16 protein-coding genes are annotated in these 21547 nt (G+C 38.7%); 14 read left to right on the top strand and 2 right to left on the bottom strand.

Annotation, left to right across the window (positions count from 1 at the left end):
• Positions 1-27: 27 nt before the first annotated feature.
• Both FAX86_RS03055 and FAX86_RS03050 read left to right on the top strand, forming a co-directional pair.
• Positions 28-1275 carry an MFS transporter gene (locus tag FAX86_RS03055; RefSeq protein ID WP_144391861.1) on the top strand — a complete coding sequence of 416 codons (1248 nt, stop codon included), beginning with the start codon at positions 28-30 and terminating at the stop codon, positions 1273-1275.
• 49 nt (positions 1276-1324) lie between these two features.
• A complete protein-coding gene (locus FAX86_RS03050; protein ID WP_144391860.1) occupies positions 1325-1729 on the top strand; it encodes a hypothetical protein in 405 nt (134 codons plus the stop codon).
• 6 nt (positions 1730-1735) lie between these two features.
• Here FAX86_RS03050 and FAX86_RS03045 read toward each other — a convergent pair whose 3' ends face one another.
• Positions 1736-5122, bottom strand: a complete 3387-nt coding sequence (locus FAX86_RS03045; RefSeq protein WP_144391859.1) for an EAL domain-containing protein — start codon at positions 5120-5122, stop codon at positions 1736-1738.
• Positions 5123-5266: 144 nt separating this feature from the next.
• On the opposite strand from FAX86_RS03045, the gene FAX86_RS03040 reads away from it, so the two are divergent.
• The 9 genes from FAX86_RS03040 to FAX86_RS03000 all read left to right on the top strand — a co-directional run bounded on the left by FAX86_RS03040 (position 5267) and on the right by FAX86_RS03000 (position 15710).
• Positions 5267-5932: a cupin domain-containing protein gene (locus FAX86_RS03040; RefSeq protein WP_144391858.1), complete on the top strand. Its 666-nt coding sequence runs from the start codon at positions 5267-5269 to the stop codon at positions 5930-5932.
• 175 nt (positions 5933-6107) lie between these two features.
• The gene (locus FAX86_RS03035) at positions 6108-7163 is read left to right on the top strand and encodes a helix-turn-helix transcriptional regulator (RefSeq protein ID WP_144391857.1); all 1056 of its coding nucleotides are present in this window, start codon (positions 6108-6110) and stop codon (positions 7161-7163) included.
• Between the two features lie 276 nt (positions 7164-7439).
• Positions 7440-9041 (top strand): parallel beta-helix domain-containing protein, encoded by a 1602-nt coding sequence (locus FAX86_RS03030; protein ID WP_144391856.1) that lies wholly within the window; start codon positions 7440-7442, stop codon positions 9039-9041.
• A gap of 133 nt (positions 9042-9174) precedes the next feature.
• Positions 9175-10416: an SO2930 family diheme c-type cytochrome gene (locus FAX86_RS03025; protein WP_144391855.1), complete on the top strand. Its 1242-nt coding sequence runs from the start codon at positions 9175-9177 to the stop codon at positions 10414-10416.
• A gap of 372 nt (positions 10417-10788) precedes the next feature.
• Positions 10789-11406 carry a hypothetical protein gene (locus tag FAX86_RS03020; RefSeq protein WP_144391854.1) on the top strand — a complete coding sequence of 206 codons (618 nt, stop codon included), beginning with the start codon at positions 10789-10791 and terminating at the stop codon, positions 11404-11406.
• 13 nt (positions 11407-11419) lie between these two features.
• The gene (locus FAX86_RS03015) at positions 11420-12715 is read left to right on the top strand and encodes a hypothetical protein (RefSeq protein ID WP_144391853.1); all 1296 of its coding nucleotides are present in this window, start codon (positions 11420-11422) and stop codon (positions 12713-12715) included.
• A gap of 308 nt (positions 12716-13023) precedes the next feature.
• Positions 13024-13659, top strand: coding sequence for a hypothetical protein (locus FAX86_RS03010; RefSeq protein ID WP_144391852.1), 636 nt, complete (start codon positions 13024-13026; stop codon positions 13657-13659).
• Between the two features lie 19 nt (positions 13660-13678).
• Entirely contained in the window at positions 13679-14371 is a 693-nt protein-coding gene (locus FAX86_RS03005) for a prepilin peptidase (protein WP_144391851.1), read from the top strand.
• Between the two features lie 289 nt (positions 14372-14660).
• On the top strand, positions 14661-15710 hold the full coding sequence (locus FAX86_RS03000) for an FG-GAP repeat domain-containing protein (protein WP_144391850.1): 1050 nt from the start codon (positions 14661-14663) through the stop codon (positions 15708-15710).
• Between the two features lie 294 nt (positions 15711-16004).
• Here the strand turns inward: FAX86_RS03000 and FAX86_RS02995 are convergent, their stop codons facing one another.
• Positions 16005-16985, bottom strand: a complete 981-nt coding sequence (locus FAX86_RS02995) for a helix-turn-helix domain-containing protein (protein WP_144391849.1) — start codon at positions 16983-16985, stop codon at positions 16005-16007.
• A gap of 331 nt (positions 16986-17316) precedes the next feature.
• Here FAX86_RS02995 and FAX86_RS02990 point away from each other — a divergent pair, with 331 nt between their 5' ends.
• The 3 genes from FAX86_RS02990 to FAX86_RS02980 are packed head-to-tail and all read left to right on the top strand — an operon-like array spanning position 17317 to position 21522.
• Positions 17317-18864, top strand: coding sequence for a pyridoxal phosphate-dependent decarboxylase family protein (locus FAX86_RS02990; protein WP_144391848.1), 1548 nt, complete (start codon positions 17317-17319; stop codon positions 18862-18864).
• Between the two features lie 19 nt (positions 18865-18883).
• A complete protein-coding gene (locus FAX86_RS02985) occupies positions 18884-20260 on the top strand; it encodes a lysine N(6)-hydroxylase/L-ornithine N(5)-oxygenase family protein (protein ID WP_144391847.1) in 1377 nt (458 codons plus the stop codon).
• Positions 20251-21522, top strand: a complete 1272-nt coding sequence (locus FAX86_RS02980; RefSeq protein WP_144391846.1) for an MFS transporter — start codon at positions 20251-20253, stop codon at positions 21520-21522. The genes FAX86_RS02985 and FAX86_RS02980 overlap by 10 nt, the downstream gene beginning before the upstream one ends.
• Positions 21523-21547: the final 25 nt, after the last annotated feature.

The raw sequence follows: 21547 nt of genomic DNA, 5'->3' as shown, positions 1-21547 counted from the left end.
CGTGTTAACCATAAAAATAATACCGTTATGTCAAGTGTCGTTTCTATTTCTCAGTTAAAAAAGTTTCCTCGTTTAATGTGGGTCTTACTTTTTGGAGCCTTTATTACTCGAGGTAGTTATTTTATGGTTTGGCCGTTTCTTTCGGTTATTCTTATTCGTCAATTCGAAATTTCTGCGACTGAAGTTGGATTTATTCTGTCTTTAGCTGCGGTTATTTCGGTAATTGCTGGTTTTATTGGCAGTTCTTTATCGGATCAGTTTGGTAGAAAGCCAATCCTGTTTGGTTGCGGAATACTTTATATTATTTCTTTTTGTTTGTTGGCCAATGCAGACTCCGTGGTGAGTTACACGATCGTGATTACGCTATGTTCAATAGCGACCGAAATTTGGCGTCCTGCTAGCTCGGCGCTTATTGGAGATATTTTGAAAGAGAGTGAAACTCGAGAGCTAGCAATGCAGTCCATGTATTTTATGGTTAATGTGGGTTCTGCTATCGGTCCTATGTTGGGTTTTTGGCTAGGCCTTACCGGTGAACCTGAGTCTTTTTATGTGACTGCCGCTGCATTTGCCCTATTTTTGCTGGTTCTTATTTGGGGGTTTAATAGTCCAGAGGGCGCGTTAATTAAGGAAGCGTTCGATGATACCGTCGACATTGCTTCTGGCCCGGGACAAACGTTTTTGTCGACATTAAAAATCATGTCACAAGACCGATTACTTCAATGTTTAATTGTTGCGAACATTTTGTGCATGTTTATTTATGGCCAAATGGATTCGACATTGATCCAGTACTTAACTCGAGCTGCAGTACCTGATCTTCTCGCCTTAGTTTCTTTAATGATTCTGACTAACGCATTAGTCATCATATCTTGCCAATTTGTTTTGTTAAGGTTGATGGCGAATATCAGTTTGGTTCATCGAATTCAAATAGGACTCTTATTACTTACCTTGTCCCAACTTTGGTTAGCGATAAATCCTCTCGATATGTTTTGGGGGTGGATTGGTGCTATTGCGGTCATGAGTTTGGGAGAAGCGATATTGTTTCCGACAATGAGTGTGCATGTTGATCGAATTGCTCCGGATCATTTGCGAGGCGCTTACTTTGGCGCGACTTCATTTTACATACTCGGGTTTGCATTAGCTCCTTTGGGTGGTGGTCTAATGTTGGACTCCGTGGGTGGATTTTGGCTGTATGTGATATGCGCTAGCTTGTGTTTGGTGGTGATGTATCTTTATTCCATACTAGAGTCCCTGAAGCGACCGTTGCATGTAATATGAACTATAATTTTAATTCGTTATAAATTCTTTGGCAGATAATTGAGTGTTTATGAAAAAGCCGGGCACAAATGATAACTTTTTCAAAACTTATGATGATGGCTTTGTAAAAATTTATCCTTATAAAAGTGCTGTTGTTGTCGAAAAATATAAAGAAACTGAAATTAGTGGAACACAACAACAGGATATTTGCGATCATATTTCCAGTCAGTATGGATTGTCGAGAGTGGGTATTGTTCTTAAAACGGTAAGTTATAGTATGTCTATGGATGCTATGTTATGTTTGCGTCAGTTTATGACAACCTATAAAGGTCCATTTGCTTACGTTATTCCTACATTCGATAAAGAAAAGCGCTCTGCGACAAATTATTCAAGCAGCACCTATTTAAAAGGCAAGGATGTAAGAACCTTTTCCTCATTAGAAGTTGCTTATGAGGTTTTAAATGTTACCGAATAGCCTGTCTTAGATTAAGTTATTATTTTTAATTAATGCAAAAAATGCGTCAGCCTCAATTGCTGGACTAAACAGATAGCCTTGGAAGTTATCACAATGAAATTCTTTTAAAATTTCAAACTGCTCTTCTAATTCGATTCCTTCTGCAGTCACTTGTAAGTCCAGACTGTGAGCCAATTCAATTATACAGCGAACTATATTTTTATTTTTTTCCGACAAATGTATGTCCTTAACAAACGAACGATCGATTTTTAGTGTGTCGATAGGAAGTTGCTTTAGATAATTTAATGAGGAGTAACCTGTGCCAAAATCATCAAGTGCTAAGTGATAGCCTTCTTCTTTAATTTTACTCATGGTTGAAATAGCTTTATCGAGGTGCTTAAGAAGATCGGTTTCGGTAACTTCAACCTTTACTTGCTTCGATGGAAGTTGATATTTTTTCTTGTAAAACGACAAAGTTTCCAAAAGTAGTTCTGTATTAATAAACATTCTGGCTGAAATATTAATCGAAAATATTAGCTGGTTGGGAACTTCTTCGTTCCATTGCGCAATTTGTTGGAATATGTTTTCTATTACCAGTTTATCGATTCTTTCAATAAGGCCAGAAGATTCAGCAACGGGAATAAACTGATTAGGCGGTAAATAATCTTTCGCTGTTTTTGGCCATCGAATAAGTGCTTCGGCACCACAAATACTCTTATCTTTAAAGTTTACTAGTGGTTGAAAGTGAAAGATAAACTTATTGTCATCAACAGCATGGATTATCGCTTGCTCTGTCTTGAAGCGGGTAGTCATATGTGAGTTCATATGGGCTTCAAAAAATCGGTAACTGTTTTTTCCTTGTGCTTTTGCTTCGCTTAGAGCAAGGCCAGATTTTTTTATGAGTTCGCCGGCATTGGAACCATCTTGAGGAAATAAAGAGACTCCGATACAGCAAGTTAATTTGAAAGACTGGTTGTTAACTTCGAAAGCATTATCGAGTAGTTCATTAATTCTAGAAAGCATGTTTTGTGCTTCAATATCGGGCTGCTTTGAATGGATATACATAATAAACTCATCACTACCAGCGCGGCATATTACTTCTTTATTTTCCGTCAAATTCAATAGTTTCTCTGAAAAATATTTAAGTACATGATCACCGACAGAGTGATCAAACGAGTCATTTATCTTCTTAAAACCATCTAAATTAATGTGAAGTACAGCAATACCTAGTTCAAATCGGGAGGCGTATGCACAAGCATTGTCGAGGAGTTCGATAAATAAACTGCGATTGGGCAAAGAAGTTAAGCTATCGTGAGTTTCTAATTGTTTTAAAGTTTCCTGGTTTCTTTTGTCGAGGCTTAAGTCTCTAAAGAAGACTAGGTAATGCTCGAGATCTTGCTGGTCGTTTTTAATCGCTCGTATTTCGAGCTTTATTGGGTAGATTTCTCCATCGGATCGTTGATCGTAGGATTCGCCTTTCCATACCTCATTTTCTCTAGCCAGGCTCATCAATCTTTCTGTTAAGTTTTTATCTTCTCCTTTGGTGTCACTAAAGTAGTAGGGTTTTTCGATAACTGAGTCTTTCGATTTTTGGGTGCAAGAATAGAACTTTGAGTTAACTTCTTGAATTTTAAATTCATTATCTGTAATAAATACTGCATCGGAGGTATTTTCAAACGCCGTGGCGAGCAAGAGAAGTTGATGTTCTCTAGCCGCTATTTGCTGGTTGTGCTCTCGTAATCGGTTAGCTTCATGTTTTGCATTTTTTCTCAAAATTAACAAAACGATAATTAAAGATAAGCTTATTGAAACAATCAAAAAGAACAGATAGCGATCTCTGGTTAAGCGAGTTCTTTCTTGCTCTAATTGATTTTTGCTTTTAAGTTCTTTAATTGCATTTTCTTTTGCAATGATATCGTATTTTGCTTGCAATGACTCAATTGCCTTTGCGCGATCCTCGTTAAATAGTTCACGCGTTAAGTAATATTGTTCTGTCAAATATTTATATGCGTTTTTATGATCGCCGATCATAGCATAAGATTGCTGGATCTGATTGATTATTTGACTGGCTTCATAGTCCATATTATTTCTTTTGAAATATTCAAGAGCTTTAATAAAAAGAGGTATCGCCTCCTTTGGCTTATTTTGTTTTCTTAATATATTGCCTTGAATAGCGATGGTGTAGTTGAGGTTGTCTTCGTCGCCATAGCTTTTCATTAACTCAATTGCTTTGGCTGATGTTTTAAATGCTTTTTCAAATTCACCTGCTCTCAAGTGAACCAATGTTGAGTTGAGGTAAAGGTTGCCTTTGTTCTTTGGATAATATGAAAGTGCTTTATGACTCATTAAGCTTTGATAGATTTTTAAGGAAGCTTCTAAAGAGTTTCCTTCTGCAAGCCTACCCGCTAGAATTTGTTGGTTCAAAAAGTATAAAACACTGTCGGTGCTGTTCTCTAGCTCCTTTAAGTTTTCTTTAGTAATTTTTAATTCAGTATGAAGCTCTCTTTGAACGGAGTAAATCTTTGCAAGGTAAGTTCTTAATCGAATAACTTCTTCTCGGTTATTCAGTCTTTGGTAAATTGTTAGGCCGTAAAGTAACAAATTCAACGCTCTTTCATATTGACCTAGGTCGGTATAAACTCGACCGATGATCCCGCTAGCTAGAGCGATGTCTTGTGACGAGATACTTTGGTATCCGTTGGGTTTTAGAGGAATGGATTGAGCGGAATTCAAATTGATTTCTACCAGGGATAATTCATTTTCTATTTTTTTACTGGCATTCATAGCTGCGGTGTAATCATCGTCAAAAAATAGTTGTTCAATTTTGAGCAAATCAATGAGCAAGGATATCCGCGGAGCTGTCGTATTTTCATATATCTCTTTTAAATGAGAGACCCGAGTTTCAAATTCATCTGAATCCATACGATATAATGCGATCCTTCCTCTTAGATAATGAGCCTGAGCAAGCTTAAATAAATCATCGGTTTCACGAGCATTCTTTTCAAGTTCTATGGCTTGCTGCTCTTTTTCTTGGGGAGACAAAAAGGTTACTTGTTCTGTTGAGGTTGCTGATGGAATTTCTAACATAGAGTCGTTAAGTGATGATTGATCTTCACTGGCTACAGATAAAGTACAGAATATAAAGACTTTTAAAAATACGAAGAGGCATTTACACCGTTTGGCTAACGTGGTGTTCAAAATAGAAATAGGGCTCTTGCCGTGTTTCGACAACGAAGAAAGAACATAAATAGTCTCTGGCACACGAGTTAAAAACAGTTGCTGTGTTTGATAGTCACGATTGTTAGGCATTGATAATATTGATATTTTGCTATTTTGTGGATGTACTGCCATTAGGTAAGTATAGTCGAGATACAAATCCATGCTTGCCAGAAGTGCAAGCCTTCGAAATTGCACAATTTAGTCAGCTAGATAATGTAAGGTATTGATTGTTGGTCCAATATTCGGAGCTTCTAAGATGAGTTCAAGTGCTCCATGTTGTCCTGCTTATCGTAAAAATATTTGTATTTTTTGGTTCAATATTAAGTAAAAGAAAAAACTATGACGCTTCGAATAAATGCTGATTTTGAACAACGTGTCGTTGTTTTGCCTGAGGAATATCATTGGGTAGACTCTCCGATGCCGGGTGTAGAAAGAATGATGCTCGATAGAATTGGCGATGAAGTTGCTCGAGCCACTTCCATTGTTCGTTATGCGCCGAACAGCGAGTTTTCTCCGCATACCCATGATGGTGGTGAAGAGTTTCTGGTTTTAGACGGCGTTTTTTCAGATGAGCATAACGATTATAAGAAAGGGTGTTACGTGCGTAACCCAATTGGTACATCGCATACTCCCAAGGTAGGAAAAGAGGGTGCAACCATTTTTGTAAAACTGCATCAATTCAGCGAAGCCGATTCAAAGCAATTGATTATTAACACATCAGAAGCTCATTGGCACCAAGGCCTGGTAGATGGTTTAACCGTGATGCCGCTGCATGAGTTTGAAACCGAACATGTCGCACTTGTGAAGTGGGCTCCTAACACGCAGTTTAATCCTCACAAACATTGGGGCGGCGAAGAAATTTTTGTTTTAGAAGGGACTTTTTATGATGAGCACGGTAGCTATCCACAGGGATCCTGGATTCGAAGTCCTCACTTGAGTCAACACACACCTTTTACTAAAAGCGATGGCGCTCTTATTTATGTCAAGACCGGTCATTTAAAATAGTATATTGAGCCGAGAATGACATTAATTCTCAGTCAGGTTCGACTTGAACTTACTATGTCGTTATTATTGACCATCATTGATGGTAATTTAGCGATTTGTTACTTTGAGATATCGCAAGTTTCTATCTTCACACTCTGAGTAAAACAATAAATAACAATAGATAGGGTGTTCAATCTTGGTTTTACTTGTCGGCTTTAGTCTTGGTTTGCTGGCCATTATATTTGTCATTATCGCTCGAGATTTTGGCCACATAAATGTTGCTCGAGTTTTTCTAGCGCTATTAATTGCTGCTGCCGCTTTTCTGCTTAATGAAGTTGTCCCGTTGGAATGGAAATGGCTTACCTCGAGTATCATGACCATGCTGCCTGCACTTTTTTGGTTATTATGCCAACTCGCATTTTCTCGTCGACCTGAAGTTGTATCCATTTGGGCTGTATTTGCTCTTTACAGTTTCATAGCTCCGGGGGTAGGTCGTGTTTTAGATGCAAGCAGTGATGTTTCGAGTGTACTTTATTTGTTGACTCGGCAGTTTCCTGTTTATGCTGAATATATTGTTATAAGCCAAGGAATTTGGGTCATTATTGTTAATTGGTCTGATGATCTGATTTCCACCAGAAGACGACTTCGTGGTGCACTAATGGGAGTTGTTGGTGTTGCGCTATTGTTAGTAACCGGTACGCTCAACTTTGGTTATGGTTCAACACACTGGTTGTCGGCTTTAGTGGCAATCGCTGGATTAATCGTTGCCAGTCTTCTTTTAAAAGGACGAGAGGGTGTTTTATTGGGCATTGTTCCTCCTTTAACTTCTGCTGCTGGTCTCAATGTTAAGCCGAGCATCTGTCATCAAGATAAAATGGACGCTGTTGAAAAGAGTGCAAAAAAACTACAGGAAGTGATGATGAAAGGTTTTTACCGAACCGAAAAGCTCACTCTTAAAATGCTAGCGGATGAGATTGATCTGCCAGAATATAAAACAAGGGCGTTAATTAACCAGACATTAGGTTATCGGAATTTTAACGATTACATCAATCAACTGCGAATTGCTGAAGCAGGAGATCATCTGATCAAAAATCCCAATACGCCTATCCTTAATATTGCGCTTGATGTCGGTTATCGAACACTCAGCTCTTTTAATCGAGCTTTCAAAGAAATTCATAAACAAAGTCCGTCTGAATTTCGACAGTCGAAAGTGTTAATGGCGGCTGAAGACGATCAAGCTGTATCTGTATAGTGACTGACTTATTGAGATAATTAATCGATTTTTGAATCGGCGTAGAATCTCATTCGTTATGCAATTTACCCAATTTTAATATTCGCACAACATAATTCTAATGGCTTACAGCTCTTTAAAAACCAGCCTTTAAAGTTTTTGCACAGTCCTTTTTTATTTTTGCACAGCCAATCATATCGCGATTTGAATTTGACTCGGTTAGTTTATTCGCTTACTTGGAAACCCCTTCATTAAGGGACTCATCAACCAATAACTAAAAACAAAGTTGGGAATCTTATGAGAAAAATAACTTTAACATCTTTTATATTGACCATTATTACCTTGATGCTGGTATTGGGTTGCAAAGGAGAAGATGGTCAAGATGGTGCTGATGGATTAGATGGCGCTGACGGACAAGATGGTTCTATGAGCGATGCCGTTCTAACCACTTCTGGTTTTGCAATTTATGACGATGCCATTTTTATTGCTCCTGATGCTAATGATGGTGACAACATTACAGATGCAATTAACCTGGCGATATTTGATGCCTTTACAGCCGGTAATACCGGCGCAACCTTCGTTCTGCCGAAGGGGAACTTTATTGTTGATGACACCATAACAATTACTAATGCTAATGGTTTAACGTTAACGGGATATGGCATTAACGAAACTAAACTCGACTTTTCATCAGCCAGCTCTGCCGACGATGCGATTCGATTCGAAGGTGGTATTGATATTACTATTCGCGATTTTGGTGTTTATGAAGCCAGCAAAAATGGTATCAAGGTTGTCGGTGCCAACGGTGTGCACATTGCCTATACGGCAACGGTTTGGGAAGGCGAATTAGATGATGGAAATGGCGCTTATGGACTGTATCCATTAAATTGCACAAACGTTTTGATTGAAAATAGTTTTGCCAGAGGATCTGCGGATGCAGGAATATACGTTGGGCAGTCGAGTGATATTGTTGTTCGACGTAATGTGGCAAAAGAAAATGTTGCTGGGATTGAAATCGAAAATTCGTTTAATGCTGACGTTTACGACAATCTTGCTGTAGGCAACACAGGCGGAATTCTAACATTCGATCTTCCTGGCTTAACACAGGCGTTTGGTGGAAACGTTCGTATTTTTGGCAATGAGTTGTACGCCAACAATGCTGAAAATTTTGCGGGTGGCGGTGCCGTATCCATTGTACCTCCTGGAACGGGCTTGTTAATTTTTGCAACGAGTAACGTTGAAGTTTATAACAATAACTTTACGGATAATGAAACCTCTTCAATCGAAATCGCCAGTTATTTTCTAAGCGATAGCGATGTGGCTTCTTACGTTGTTGGTGATGGTTCAGGAAATTATGAGGCAGCGATGGCCAACGGTTGGTCACCATTAGTAAAGAATGCTTACGTACACCATAATACGATTCAACGTTCGGGAGCTAATCCGAGAGGTAATTTGATCACCGATATTGTTAATGGTTATACCTTGGTTAAAGGCGAAACTATGCCGGCAGTTCTTTATGGTGGGATTGGCCAGGTGCTAGATGATGTCGGTGCGATTGCTGGATTCGGAATGGTTCCTGTTTCATCAGATGCTTCAGCAAGAGCTTCCGAAGCGAATGTTGACTTAAGTTATGATGGTTATTCTGCTTCTGAATTGGTTTGCGTTAGCAATAACTATAATGCAAATAGTGCCGCCGATGCCCTTGATTTTCCCGATGTCAATATTGGGCAAGTGTACACCTTTGATCCGACAACACCTGATCTGGCTTCTGAAACTCTGCAAGGAAACACCACGTTAGTATCTTGTTCTCAAAGTCGATTACCTGTCGCGACGGTGACTTTTAAAGGAAAGGTTTATGGATGTGCTGGCGACGACATGGCTGCACCATCTTGTTCTTTATAAGTTACTTAGCTCTTTTAAGTAAAATGACTCACGGCCAAAAGAACTCAATAAGGACTTCAAAAGACCCGCAAGGCAACGTTTATTACTTTGTGGGCTTTATTGACTCGTTGGCATTTTCAGAGAGAACTTATTCATGACTTACGTTTATAATTTTTTAATCATGTTTTTGCTTAGCTTGGGCCTTGGGGCCTGTAGCGAATTTTCTTCCGACTCAAGTAACAATTTTGGACTGCTGAATGAAGGCGCTGGTGCACCATCGTTTTCTGCTGGAGATTGCGATGCTGAAACTACGGGGGTTAACTGGGATGCTTTAATGGACAGCAACTGTCCAAAGCTATCAGATTATAATTTATTTCAATCGGCAAATGATCCAACGGCTAATCCGAGTAAAGGTGGCGTTCCTTACGATTTAAGTGTGCCACTATTTACTGATTATGCATCAAAGTATCGCTTTGTATTTATTCCGGAAGGAACGAAAGCTTCTTTTAGTGAAGCGGAAGTGATGGAGTTTCCTGTTGGAACTGTGCTTGTTAAAACATTCGCAATGCCTGAGAACACTTCGTTTCGTGATGATGCTGAGCTAATCATTGAAACTCGTTTACTGATTCATCGAGAGCATGGCTGGATCGCGTTACCTTATTATTGGGAACCGGAGTTGGATGGTGCAGATGCGGAACTTGCTGCACTTGGTGTTGATATTCCAAATATGACTACTGTACATAATGGAGAGCAGTTGGAGTTTACCTATTCCGTACCTGATTGGACAGCATGTACCTCATGTCATGGAAAACTGAAAGACGGCGCGTCGACCTTTATTCCTATCGGCCCGAAAGCTCGATATTTAAATAAAGATTTTACTTATGAAAATACGCACACTGCGAATCAACTCAATTATTGGGCGAATGGTGGAATACTGGATGGCTTGCCAACCGATTTAACATCGATCATGAAAACAATGGAGTTTAATGACTCCGTCGTCGTCAGCGCATTACTGGATGATGAAATAGATGATTTAGCAAAAGCCTACCTCGACATTAACTGTGCTCATTGTCATAGAAATGAACTGACACTTGGGGATGGTTACTCTGGACCTGCTGGAAGCAGTGGGTTACAGCTTGAGTACAATCGTGATTATTCAGATGACCCAACCAAATTTGGTACTTGTAAAGTTGCTGTTGCTGGTGGCGATAATAATTATCCCTACGATGTCATTCCTGGAGATGCAGCGCGATCTTATTTATTGTTTCGAATGAACACCAATGATCCAAGACATCGAATGCCGGAACTTGGACGAGCGATTGTTCATGAGGAAGGTGTCGATTTGGTCAGCGCCTGGATTAATAATTTACCCTTAGCTAGCTGTTCACCAGAATAAGAATCCCATTATTCCTTTCTAAAAAAGGCCGTATTTTAGCGGCCTTTTCAATGTAGTCTCAAACCTCCTTCTATGGAGGTGATGATTGTTCTTAATCAACTTTTTAATTCAACCGATAGATGTTGAACGGTGGGTTAGATTTTTAGTCACTTTTCTTTCTAAAAAAAACTTTATATTTCTTTTAAGTCTCGCTGTCCATAATTGTCAAAAAGAATGTCCGGAATTCAATATATTCTTTTGAGAACATTGTTAAATAATATCTTGTCTTTCTTTTTTAGTTGGGACGAAAGCGTTCGAGACTATCGAAATCATCAATGGTCTGCTGTCGACAATAAGTTACATAAAAATATAACTTAATTCAGGAGTTCTGTAATGAAACAGTCTATACGCCATCTCGCGGTGGTCGCTAGTATTCTATCTTTGAGTAATGCTTTTGCGACTGAGCCAGAAAGTTCAGTTGATTATATCATCGAAAAAAACAAGGAGTTTATTAGTGCTCAAAAGCACATTGAGTCAGTTGAAATTGAGAAAATTTTAATTCAAAACTCTCAAAATGGCATTCATAAAAACCTAATTTCTACCAAAGCTTTGATTCAATCAGGTGATTTATCCAATTACAACTATAAAGTTCCTGTTGAACAGTTTGTATCTAAAAGCGCAAAAACACAATTAACGATGGATGGATATTACAGCGAGAAAGTCTTTTTAAAGGCAACTCAGCGAGGCAGTAAACTGCCAGTTGAACAGCTGCACTGGAATTATTATAGAGTTATTCGCGGAAACGTTGAGTTAATCAATTCAAGTGAATACTCAAAAGCTGTTGATAAGCCTTTTCATGTTTATGAGAATGGAAAGCTAACAGAATACAATCAGGGACAAGGTATTCGAAGTCTTTCTTTTTCGAAACCAGAGCAAATGGGAGAGGCTATTCGTGTGGATAAGCCTTCAATGAAAAAATACTTCGATACGTCTGAACAAGACGAGCAATAAGGAGAGCTCAATCATGAATCGATTACTTAAACTTATTATGATATCAAACGTCTTGTTTTTCACTGTGTATTCAAGTCTATCCGATGCTGCTACTCGACGTGTTTGTTTTCAGTTGAAATTTGCCGACTCTCGAACGGATTGTCCGTCTACTGCAACTGCGGGTGCGCGCAGAGGATGTAATACAACAGGCTCGTATTCGGATATGGTCGGTCATTATATTGAAGCGTGGGATAAAGATGGTGGTGATGGTAGTGACGATGAATATATTGGTCTTTGGTATCTGACTGGCGGAGGTACGCAATGTTTGACTTTCGAATGGGAAAATGCAAATTACAGCAAAGGTGAAGCTAATCCTGATGTTTATTTGAAGTATGTCAATAAAGTGCGTGCGACATCGGGAAGTTCTAAAATTGTCGAAGCGAAAAATCATGCCGGTAACGCTCACAACAAAACGTCTTGGCGAAATGGTTCCGGTTCTAACTCTAATTTATATGTAGCCACCAATTGTCAAACAGGATCAAGTTGTCGTATCTATCCGGCTGGAGCGATGGCGCCAACAACCAATGCGGCAACTCAACGAGCAAAACGCATTATGGCACTCGACTCGGTTCAGCACGCTTTACAGGTTTATGGCAGCATTATGGAGCATAACGTCGATATGCGTTATCCCTGCGATCCAAATGGATGTGGCTCAAGCCGAGCGATCAGTCAAACTGTTTTCGATATCGATGATGACTCAAGCGTGACAAGTGGAAAAGTTGCACCTCATGAGCTAGGGCATGTACTTCAAATGCAATTATTCAATCAAAATAAATTGAGAGATGATTGTAGCCGTAATGGTAGCGGTCACGGAATGACAACCATTGAGTGGGAATCGTGTGCGACGACCGAAGGTTGGGCAAATTATGTTGCTGCGGTAAGTTGGTACAATCCTGGTAACTCTGCTTCGTCACCTGTGGGTTGGGGTGTCAATTTTGAAACAGCATCGCCAGTATTTACTAACAGCTGTACTAACACAGCGCATACTGAACTCGCTGTGGCTCGTGCTTTTTGGGATTTAGATGACGCTAATAATGAAGCGGGTGTTACTCCGGCTTCGGGAGACGATGAAAAGAATTCATCAACGACATTTATAGCGAATGGATGGAAGCGCTTTGATAATGGAACGGGCAATGGCGATGACTACGAAAGTGGTCGTGATGGTGTAAATGTCAGAGATTATTATCGCAACAATAGCGGATATTTTTCTGGACAGTTTTTTGAAACGCTAGTTGAACATAATTGTCTTGAAGCGCAAACAAACGGATAAACACATTAAAGCCCATCAATGATTTGGTGGGCTTTGTTGTGAATTAAAAGAAACAATCGACAATTAGCTCGAGTGAATACGAAAAGCTATTCTTATTTTCCTATCCGTACATCTAGGCCTATTGTTCTGTAATCCTCTCACTCCTTTACATACTCTGTATCAAGATCAATAATTGTGTTTCGCTCTATGATTTCATCCGAAGTGTTGTTTTAGTATTTGGTCATAGAGCAGGTGTTTTATATGGTTCTACTAGCAGTCGCGACTAGTGTATAAGATATCTATCGTTTAAATATTAAATGGAAAATAATATGAGACTCGACTCTCTGTTCATAAAGTATGTAATGCTTGCCATAATCGCTTTCACTTTTAGCTTAGGACAAGCTCTAAGTCTGGAACATTTCGACAGAGCTGAAATAATTAAACACAAGATCAGTGAACTAAGCATTAGTGTTTCACGATATAAATTCGGTGAAGAGCCAGATGACTGGGGAGGCCCCTGTCCTAAATATATTTATAAGTTTGATCAGCACGGAAATATCATTGAAACCGGTCTTGCTAGGGTTGGAACTAAGTTTGGATATCAATATGATGACTCCAAATCTATGGTGAGTTGGAGTTGGGAGAATAAGTCATCGGGTGAAGTTACTTATTTTACTAAAGATAATTATGATGAAAAAGAGTTTCGTGAAGAAATCAATGAGCGGGAGAAGCGGTTTAACAAAATGCTTGCATCGAAAGTTGATTTTCGACGACCGCTAAATGTAGAAATTTCAGACATCTGTTCAACCATCGATGCTGAATATCGGTTGAAACTTTTAGATTCTGAAGATGATTTACCTTTAAGTTTTAAAGCGAGCAAAACAAAAGAAATTGGTAGCTTCCCCAAAAAGATAAACTCTCCGTCAGTTTTATATATTTCGTATGATTATATTAAGTTCGATTGAGTCGTTTAGGAGTTAAACTATGACTATGGACTTAGGTATTTACGCATATTTGTTGATTATTGTATCTGGAATAGTCGGATTTTTTGTTTCTTCCAGATTAGTTGAGTGGATTCCTCGAAAGTTGTACTCAGAGTGGGAATTGCAGTTAGGTGAGTTTCAGAAGTATCGTTTAGCGCCTCAAAACTTCATTTTATCTGTGACGCATAAAGTGCTTATCGCGCTCATAACGATTTCTATTTTTGCTGCATGTTTATTGATGAATGGTCTTAGCACGGAGACTATAGGGTATTTATTACTTTTCTCTGTATTAATTATAGTTGCAAGTATCAATTTTAAGCATCAAGTACTTCCTGACATTTTAGTTATACCTATGACATGGAGCGGTTTGCTCTTTCATGCGTATTTAGCGCAGAGCTTGTCTGACTATGTATATGGTGCAGTCGTTGCCTACTTAATTCCTTATTTGATTTATCAATTCATTAGGTTAGTAACCGGAAAAAAAGTTATTGGTCACGCGGATTTGAAAATGTTTTGCTTGCTGGGCGCGTGGTTTGGGCTTGCAATGGTACCTAGTATTTTTGCGTTATTTATTTTCTTGGTTGTTTTGGGTATTATTTTTTCAATGTTTAAAAGCGAACCTGGTCCTATGGGAACCGGATGGATTTATATCGTGGCGTCCTTAGTTACTTATTTCTATGGCGCGATAGTTTAGTTCTGTTAAATTATCTATTTTGCGTTTTGAAAATATAGACAATTGTTTTTTTAATATACATTTTGATGGTGTAAAAAACATACCACTAGAAAGGACTACAAGAGCGTTAATATCTTGTGTCTTACAATTGTTAGCTAACAAGGCTAGTACTCTTTATTATTGAACTGTCTTTAAAAAGATTCTCATTAATTCGCTTATTACAATAAAAATATCGGATTGATATTTTTTATTTCTTCAATTAGAATCCGCGACCTAATTTATAAAGGATATTATTTTATTGGAGTATATAATGAACAGAACACTAATTTCTCTAGGTCTTATTTTATTATCAACCCTATCAAGTGTTTCAGCTATTGGGCCTAGTGCAGCAGGTTGGAAAAACGGTGCCTATCCTCTTAAAAGTGGAAACATTCTTATTCCCGTTTCAAAAAACTGGCGAATTATTACTCGTAATGAACATATTGATACGGGTATACCTAATACGGGATGGAATTATAAACCGCAGATAATGGATATTAATGGCGATGGCTTAAGTGATGTTTTGCTCGCTTATGGACATAAGTGGCATATGATGCTCGCTACATCGGAGACTTCATTTGCGTCTCCTGTATCAACCGGAATTTACAACGGTGGATGGGAAAACTCACCATTGGTTCTAGATATAAACGGTGATGGTAAAGATGATCTATTAGTTGCAACCAATCGAAAGTGGCAGATCATGATTTCTAAAGGCAACGGATTTGATGTTGTTAAAACGGATTTATCGAATGTGGGATGGAATTACAACCCTTTAATTATGGATGTTAACGGCGATGGTAGAAGCGATGTCGTACTTGCCTATGGTCGTACTTGGAATATTTTGTTCAGTACAGGTCGTGGCTTCGAAGAGCCTGTTAATACGGGAGTTGCTAATCACGGGTGGAACTATAAAACTTTCTCTACCGATGTGAACGGTGATCGTAAAGACGATATTGTTACTGCATTCGGTGGTAAGTGGCATGTTATTGAATCTAATGGACGGGGGTTTGATCCAATCGAAAGTACGGGAGTATCTAATGAAGGGTGGTCAACAGCACAATTGATTGAGCATTCTGATTTTAGTGGTCCAGAAATTTGTTGGCTAGCCGATAAGAGAATGAATGATCGAATGGAGAGATACTGTCTTTCGCTAAAAAACTCAAGTACTCCAAGATATGTATCGTCATCGCATCCTCGTAATAATCATGGATCAATTATAGTGGTTAATAAAACCACGATCGCTCAAGTGGAAGACACTGATGGCTCGGCTCATCCATATTGGTACTTCGAGAAAATCAATCGTGGCTGGACATGGCCATAACTTATTTTCAGTAACCCTGTGAATTGATACCAACAAGCAAACGATACGGTTATTGTTAATTCAATAATAATTAGAACGGCCTCAACGTCATAAGACTTAGGGCCTTTTTAAGTTTTTAGATCGTATCTTGCTCACATTAGTTCTCAGTTAAAAAAGCATCCAATACAGTATTCGACTCTATTTCTTGAAGACCTTTAGATGTTACGATTTTATAGCTGACCTTATAAACAACCTGAGTTTTTATTAAGACATACGAGAAATTTTATGGGTTAAATTTAAAGTTCGAGAGCTTCTCTACCTATCTTCTTTATCGAGTAATTCCATCAAACCTATCAATGCAGCAAATAGAATTCCAGCTACCGGAAAAATGATCCAAGTAATGTGCCAGTTCATTGTCCACAAGCTCCATCCTAGATAAATTGCAATGAGTAGGGGCCAATAGAAAGCAGCTAATTTTTCAGCTCGTTTGAGTCGGCGAGTTCTCGAGTTACTTGATTCACTCTCCAGTAAGATTCGATTATACGCATCGAATTCTGCTGAAACAGGAATAATAATATAGACGCCAATTGCAATCATAATAATGGTTAAAACTAGCATAGTGAGTGTAAGGCCCGGGCTTTTAAAAATAACTGTCCCTACGATAAGAGGCACTGCACAGAATAAGAACATAGCAATACCGAATGCGAGTTTTAGATTGTAGGTTCCTCTAAACTGATTAAGTTTTTCTTTGAATGCGCTGCGTACGCCATAAGCTAACTCAAACTCTTCGTCCTCTATTGCAGAAATTTCATTTTCATATTGGTTGGATCGGATAAAGAAACTGACGCCAACTGCGGCCATGATTAAAATACAAATAATGCCGAAAGCCGCTGCAAGGTCAGAATTAAGATTCCAAACTCCATTTTTTGCTAAAGCTAAAAGGGCGAAAAGAGGAATTGTCGAGCCTATGCAAAGGAAGACACCCTTGGCTATTATTTGCGCCATTTCGACTTTGTCTTCTACATATTTGACTGCACGTTCGAGACTAACTTGAATCTTTTTTATCTCTAATCCATCATTTCTGGGTGCTGGTGTTTCGGTTTCATCTTTAAGTAAAAAATCGGTAGATACGTCAAATATTTCAGCGAGCATTAGTATTTTATTTAAGTCGGGTATACTGCTTGTACTTTCCCATTTCGATACTGATTGTCGAGATACATTCATCTTTTCCGCTAATTCTTCTTGCGACCACCCAACCTGTTTTCTAAGTCGAACTATCTTTTCCGCTAAAATCATGTTGCTAATTCCTTCATTGTTTAGAGGTCTCTAGAATAGAAAGTTGAACGGTTGCTAACCAGCAAGCTCGCTTGTTAAGTTGTCAACCAGCGGTTGCGTTTTTCAATATAGCTTGGAGTTTAGCTGATTTCATCGTGTTTTAAGGCTAACTTTGTCCTTATGTGCTTTATTGCCAATCAAACGGAATTTGGAAATCTCTCCTTAAAATACAAATGAGAATTATTCGTATTTGATCTTGTAATGAGAATGAATATCATTTACATTGCGTCTCCAGTCGAATCGTTGGCATGATTCGTTTGTTATTTGATCTTTTACAAATTCGGAATGCGGTATGGGAAATGCAGAATTATTGGCAGAGCTAAGTGAGCAAGCAGCTAAGCATTATCAGTCTTTTTTTGGCACATCATATCTTTTTAATAAGACCAGCTTAGCGGCATTTAAAAGCAGTATTGTCGATGGACTAACACTGATATCTAATGCGGTTGAGCACAAAGAGAGGCCTTTTACGGGGATATCTCCGCAAGATCTGGCTGAGAAATTCAGAGATGTTGATTTAGATAAGCCACATCATTCAATGTCGCGTGCTTTAAACGAAGTGAACGAGTTGTACTTAAATGACGCAGTATATTTTCATCATCCCAAATATATGGCGCACTTAAACTGTCCGATTGTTTATCCGGCTATTGTCGCAGAGTTAATTTTGTCGTCTATTAATTCTTCCTTAGATACGTGGGATCAAAGTGCTGGCGGAACTTTAATTGAGCAAATGTTAATTGATTGGACTTGCGAGCGCTTGCAATTGGGCAGTGATGCGGATGGCGTTTTTACCAGTGGCGGCACGCAATCGAATTTGATGGCGCTGTTACTTGCTCGTGACTCTTATTGTGAGCAACATTTTATCCACAGCGTAAAGCAAGATGGATTACCTCTAGCAAGTTCGCGATTCCGAATTTTTACCTCAAGTGTTAGTCATTTCAGTGTGCAAAAGTCAGCGGCAATTTTAGGCATGGGTTATCAAAGTGTTGTATCGGTAAAAGTCGATGACGACTTTAAAATGGATATTGAGGATTTAATCCTCAAACTCAAGCAATGTCATGAAGATAATTTAATTCCAATCGCTATTGTGGCGACAGCGGGCACAACGGATTTTGGGAGCATCGACCCACTCATAGAAATAGCGAAAGTGGCGAAAATGAATAATATTTGGATGCATGTTGATGCTGCGTACGGCTGTGGACTATTAACATCAAATAGTCATAGACATCGATTAACAGGAATTGAACAGGCTGATTCAGTAACTGTTGACTTTCACAAATCCTTTTTTCAGCCAGTCAGTTGTGGTGCTTTCTTTGCTAAGAGTAAACAACACCTAAAAGTAGTAACTCATCATGCCGATTACTTAAATCCTCTAAGTCAATCCAAAGAAGGAACTCCCAATCTGGTGAATAAAAGTATTCAAACGACCCGTCGATTTGATGCATTAAAACTTTGGTTGACGTTACGGGTTATGGGCGCAACTCAACTGGGTGCTTTTTTCGATCAATTGATTGAATTAACCCTTAATGTATTTTCTTTATTGAAAGATGAACCTGACTTTGAAGTTTTAAATCAACCCGAGCTGACCGCTATTGTTTTTCGTTACGCGCCGAAAGTTCTAGAAGAAAAAACTCTTGAAAGAATCAATCCAGAAATCCGAAAGTCTTTGTCTAAAAGCGGAGAAGTGATGATAGCTGCAACCAAATTTGATGGTCGGCATTATCTTAAATTCACATTTCTTAATCCTGAATTAACGTTGAGCGACATTAACCTGGTGATTCAGAAAATAAAGAAAGTCGGTCAGTCTCTCTCTGTATCTGAAGCTCCGTACAATCATCAATAATTCACTTTGAGAAGTAGAAATGAATCATTCTAATTACGATTTTATTGCTATTGGGCTAGGTCCGTTTAATCTAAGCCTTGCTGCATTGACTGAGCCACTGGAGGGTGTCAACGCTTTGTTTATTGACCAAAACAAAGCGTTTGATTGGCATCCTGGTATGATGCTGGAAAATGCTACGTTGCAAACACCGTTCTTATCCGACCTAGTTACTTTGGCTGATCCGACTAGTCCTTACAGTTTCTTGAACTATACAAAACAACATGGAAGGTTGTATTCATTTTATATTCGTGAAAGCTTTTTCTTAATGCGTGAAGAGTACAATCAATATTGTCAGTGGGTTTCGCAACAATTGTCTTCTGTGCAGTTCAACACGTTTGTCGAAAAGGTCACTTATAATGAGAATACATCTTTATATACTGTATTTACACGTTGCACGCAGACAAACAAAAGGAACGTGTATCAAGCTAGAAAGCTTGTCTTAGGAACCGGTCCAAAACCCTATATCCCAGAAGCTTGCATGGGAGTGGAGCAGAAAGTTGTACATTCATCCTCATATTTATTTGATAAAGCGGCGCTACAAGAGAAGAAGAGCATTACTATTGTTGGTAGCGGGCAAAGCGCAGCCGAAATTTTCTATGACTTATTACAAGAGATTGATAAATATAATTATCAGCTAAACTGGGTTACGCGCTCTCCGAGATTTTTTCCGCTCGAGTACACAAAGCTAACGCTAGAAATGACTTCTCCTGAATACATCGACTATTTTTTTAATCTTCCCGAGAAAACTAGAGATGAATTACTCGCTAGTCAAGTTCATCTTTACAAAGGAATTAATAGTACATTAATCAATGATATTTTTGATCTTTTGTACATTAAAAACTTACGCAATTCGCTTCCGGTTAAATTAATAACAAACTCTGAGTTGGTAGGTTGCCAACACAAAGTAGTTAACACAACTAATGACCGGTCTTCATTGTTAAATAATGAAGATAGTCAACTTACCTTAACATTTAAACATTCAGAACAAAATGAAGCCTTTGAATTAATCACCGACGGTCTCATTGCTGCTAGTGGCTATCAGTATCAGCTACCTGATTTTCTGGAACCAATGGTTGATCATATTCGTTGGGATAACCAAGGTCGATTCGATGTGGGCCGAAATTACTCTATCGACCAGGGGAATGAATCCTTGTTTGTACAAAATGCGGAGTTACATACTCATGGCTTTGTAACACCGGATTTAGGTATGGCTTGTTATCGTAATAGTATTCTATTGAAGGAGCTCATGGGGCGCGAAATATATTCCATCGAAAAATCCACTGCTTTTCAAACATTTGATGTAAAAGCAATAAAGGAACAACTTATTGAATATCAGGATGGTGTCGAATGTCTTTGAAAGCCAGCTTGATATTACTGACCATTGTATCGGTGATTTGTGATTCAATGGTACTGCCTTTTTATCCACAGTTTTTTAGTCAGGCATTTGGTATCAACAATCCTGAACACACTGGTTATTACATAGCAGCCTGTTGCGTTACGGTAATGGTTGCGTTTCCTTTCTGGGCTCAGATTGCTAAGCGGTATAATGAGGTACACATTTGGATTTATACTCAAATAGCTTCCTGTATTTTGGGTATCGCCTGCTATTACGCATCATCAATAACAGAGTTCTGGATTTTGTCACAACTCATGTTGGTGTTTAAAGCAAGTTACCTGCTAATTTATCCTTATGTCATGCGATTGGAAGACGGTGGTAAGCATCTTAATATTGCTGGCTTGTTCTCTGTTCTTATGCATTTCGGAGCGATTGGTGGTGCATTACTCGGAGGGATTACTTTAGAGTGGATGAGACCACAAGATTTATACTTAATTATGGCGTTAGGTGATGCGATCCAGGTGGTCGTGTGTTTGTATTTAGTTCGTCGATTTCAAATTATGAAATATACAGACAATATTTCATCAAAAAAGAGCGTAGGATTGAAGCTAAGACTCAAGAATATTGCTCTGGGAATAAAGATTCCACAACTAAAGCCTTTTGTTTGGCAGCTCGGTCTTCTCTCATTATTTTTTTATTTTGCTGCTTTTTCCATTCGTCCTTTTTTGTCCTTGTATTGGGAGTCAATTTCACAGTTTGATAGTAAAGTCATTTCGGGAGTGGTTTACGCTATTCCGGGTTGGATTGCTTTAATCGGGTTGTGGCTGAATCATCAGATGAAAGAAAGGCTTAGTCCCTATCAGAAAATTGTTCTGGCATTACTTTGGACTCTTGTTGGTAGTTTGGTGCAAAGTTCTTCGCATGATCAGACTTTCATTTTGGGAAGAGTCATTTATGCCTGGGGGTTATTTCAGGTGACCGTCAACTTGGAAGTCTTACTGTTCCAACTCAGTAAACCAGACGATTACGCTAGTGATTACAGTCAAGTGCATGTCTTCCAAAATTTGGGCGTCATTGTCGCATCTTTTGGAACCGGCTATTTGGTGTCTAATGTGAGCTTAATAGGACCTTTTTACTTGTCGGCCTGCTTATTAGCAACTACTTTAATTCTCTTTTTCCTATTTTATGGTCGACGAGTTTTGTACAAGAGCTTTCATACTGAACAACCATTTTCATCTAGTGAAGAAATAACATCCAAGAACACATCGATAGAAACGGTTTAGCGGTAAATTCGTTAAGGAAAAATAA

This window comes from Pleionea sediminis, from assembly GCF_007570825.1.
Lineage (GTDB): Bacteria > Pseudomonadota > Gammaproteobacteria > Enterobacterales > Kangiellaceae > Pleionea > Pleionea sediminis.
The sequence above is the reverse complement of the archived record's forward strand: the minus strand, read 5'-3'. Positions and strand labels throughout refer to the sequence as shown.

What these genes read in the sequence shown, in the direction of transcription:
- FAX86_RS03030 (WP_144391856.1), top strand. Translation starts at nt 7,440, where the DNA reads ATGAGAAAAATAACTTTAACATCTTTTATATTGACCATTATTACCTTG.
- FAX86_RS02995 (WP_144391849.1), bottom strand. Translation starts at nt 16,985, where the DNA reads ATGATTTTAGCGGAAAAGATAGTTCGACTTAGAAAACAGGTTGGGTGG.
- FAX86_RS03055 (WP_144391861.1), top strand. Translation starts at nt 28, where the DNA reads ATGTCAAGTGTCGTTTCTATTTCTCAGTTAAAAAAGTTTCCTCGTTTA.
- FAX86_RS03010 (WP_144391852.1), top strand. Translation starts at nt 13,024, where the DNA reads ATGAGACTCGACTCTCTGTTCATAAAGTATGTAATGCTTGCCATAATC.
- FAX86_RS02990 (WP_144391848.1), top strand. Translation starts at nt 17,317, where the DNA reads ATGGGAAATGCAGAATTATTGGCAGAGCTAAGTGAGCAAGCAGCTAAG.
- FAX86_RS03040 (WP_144391858.1), top strand. Translation starts at nt 5,267, where the DNA reads ATGACGCTTCGAATAAATGCTGATTTTGAACAACGTGTCGTTGTTTTG.
- FAX86_RS02985 (WP_144391847.1), top strand. Translation starts at nt 18,884, where the DNA reads ATGAATCATTCTAATTACGATTTTATTGCTATTGGGCTAGGTCCGTTT.
- FAX86_RS03005 (WP_144391851.1), top strand. Translation starts at nt 13,679, where the DNA reads ATGACTATGGACTTAGGTATTTACGCATATTTGTTGATTATTGTATCT.
- FAX86_RS03015 (WP_144391853.1), top strand. Translation starts at nt 11,420, where the DNA reads ATGAATCGATTACTTAAACTTATTATGATATCAAACGTCTTGTTTTTC.
- FAX86_RS03025 (WP_144391855.1), top strand. Translation starts at nt 9,175, where the DNA reads ATGACTTACGTTTATAATTTTTTAATCATGTTTTTGCTTAGCTTGGGC.
- FAX86_RS03020 (WP_144391854.1), top strand. Translation starts at nt 10,789, where the DNA reads ATGAAACAGTCTATACGCCATCTCGCGGTGGTCGCTAGTATTCTATCT.
- FAX86_RS03000 (WP_144391850.1), top strand. Translation starts at nt 14,661, where the DNA reads ATGAACAGAACACTAATTTCTCTAGGTCTTATTTTATTATCAACCCTA.
- FAX86_RS02980 (WP_144391846.1), top strand. Translation starts at nt 20,251, where the DNA reads ATGTCTTTGAAAGCCAGCTTGATATTACTGACCATTGTATCGGTGATT.
- FAX86_RS03050 (WP_144391860.1), top strand. Translation starts at nt 1,325, where the DNA reads ATGAAAAAGCCGGGCACAAATGATAACTTTTTCAAAACTTATGATGAT.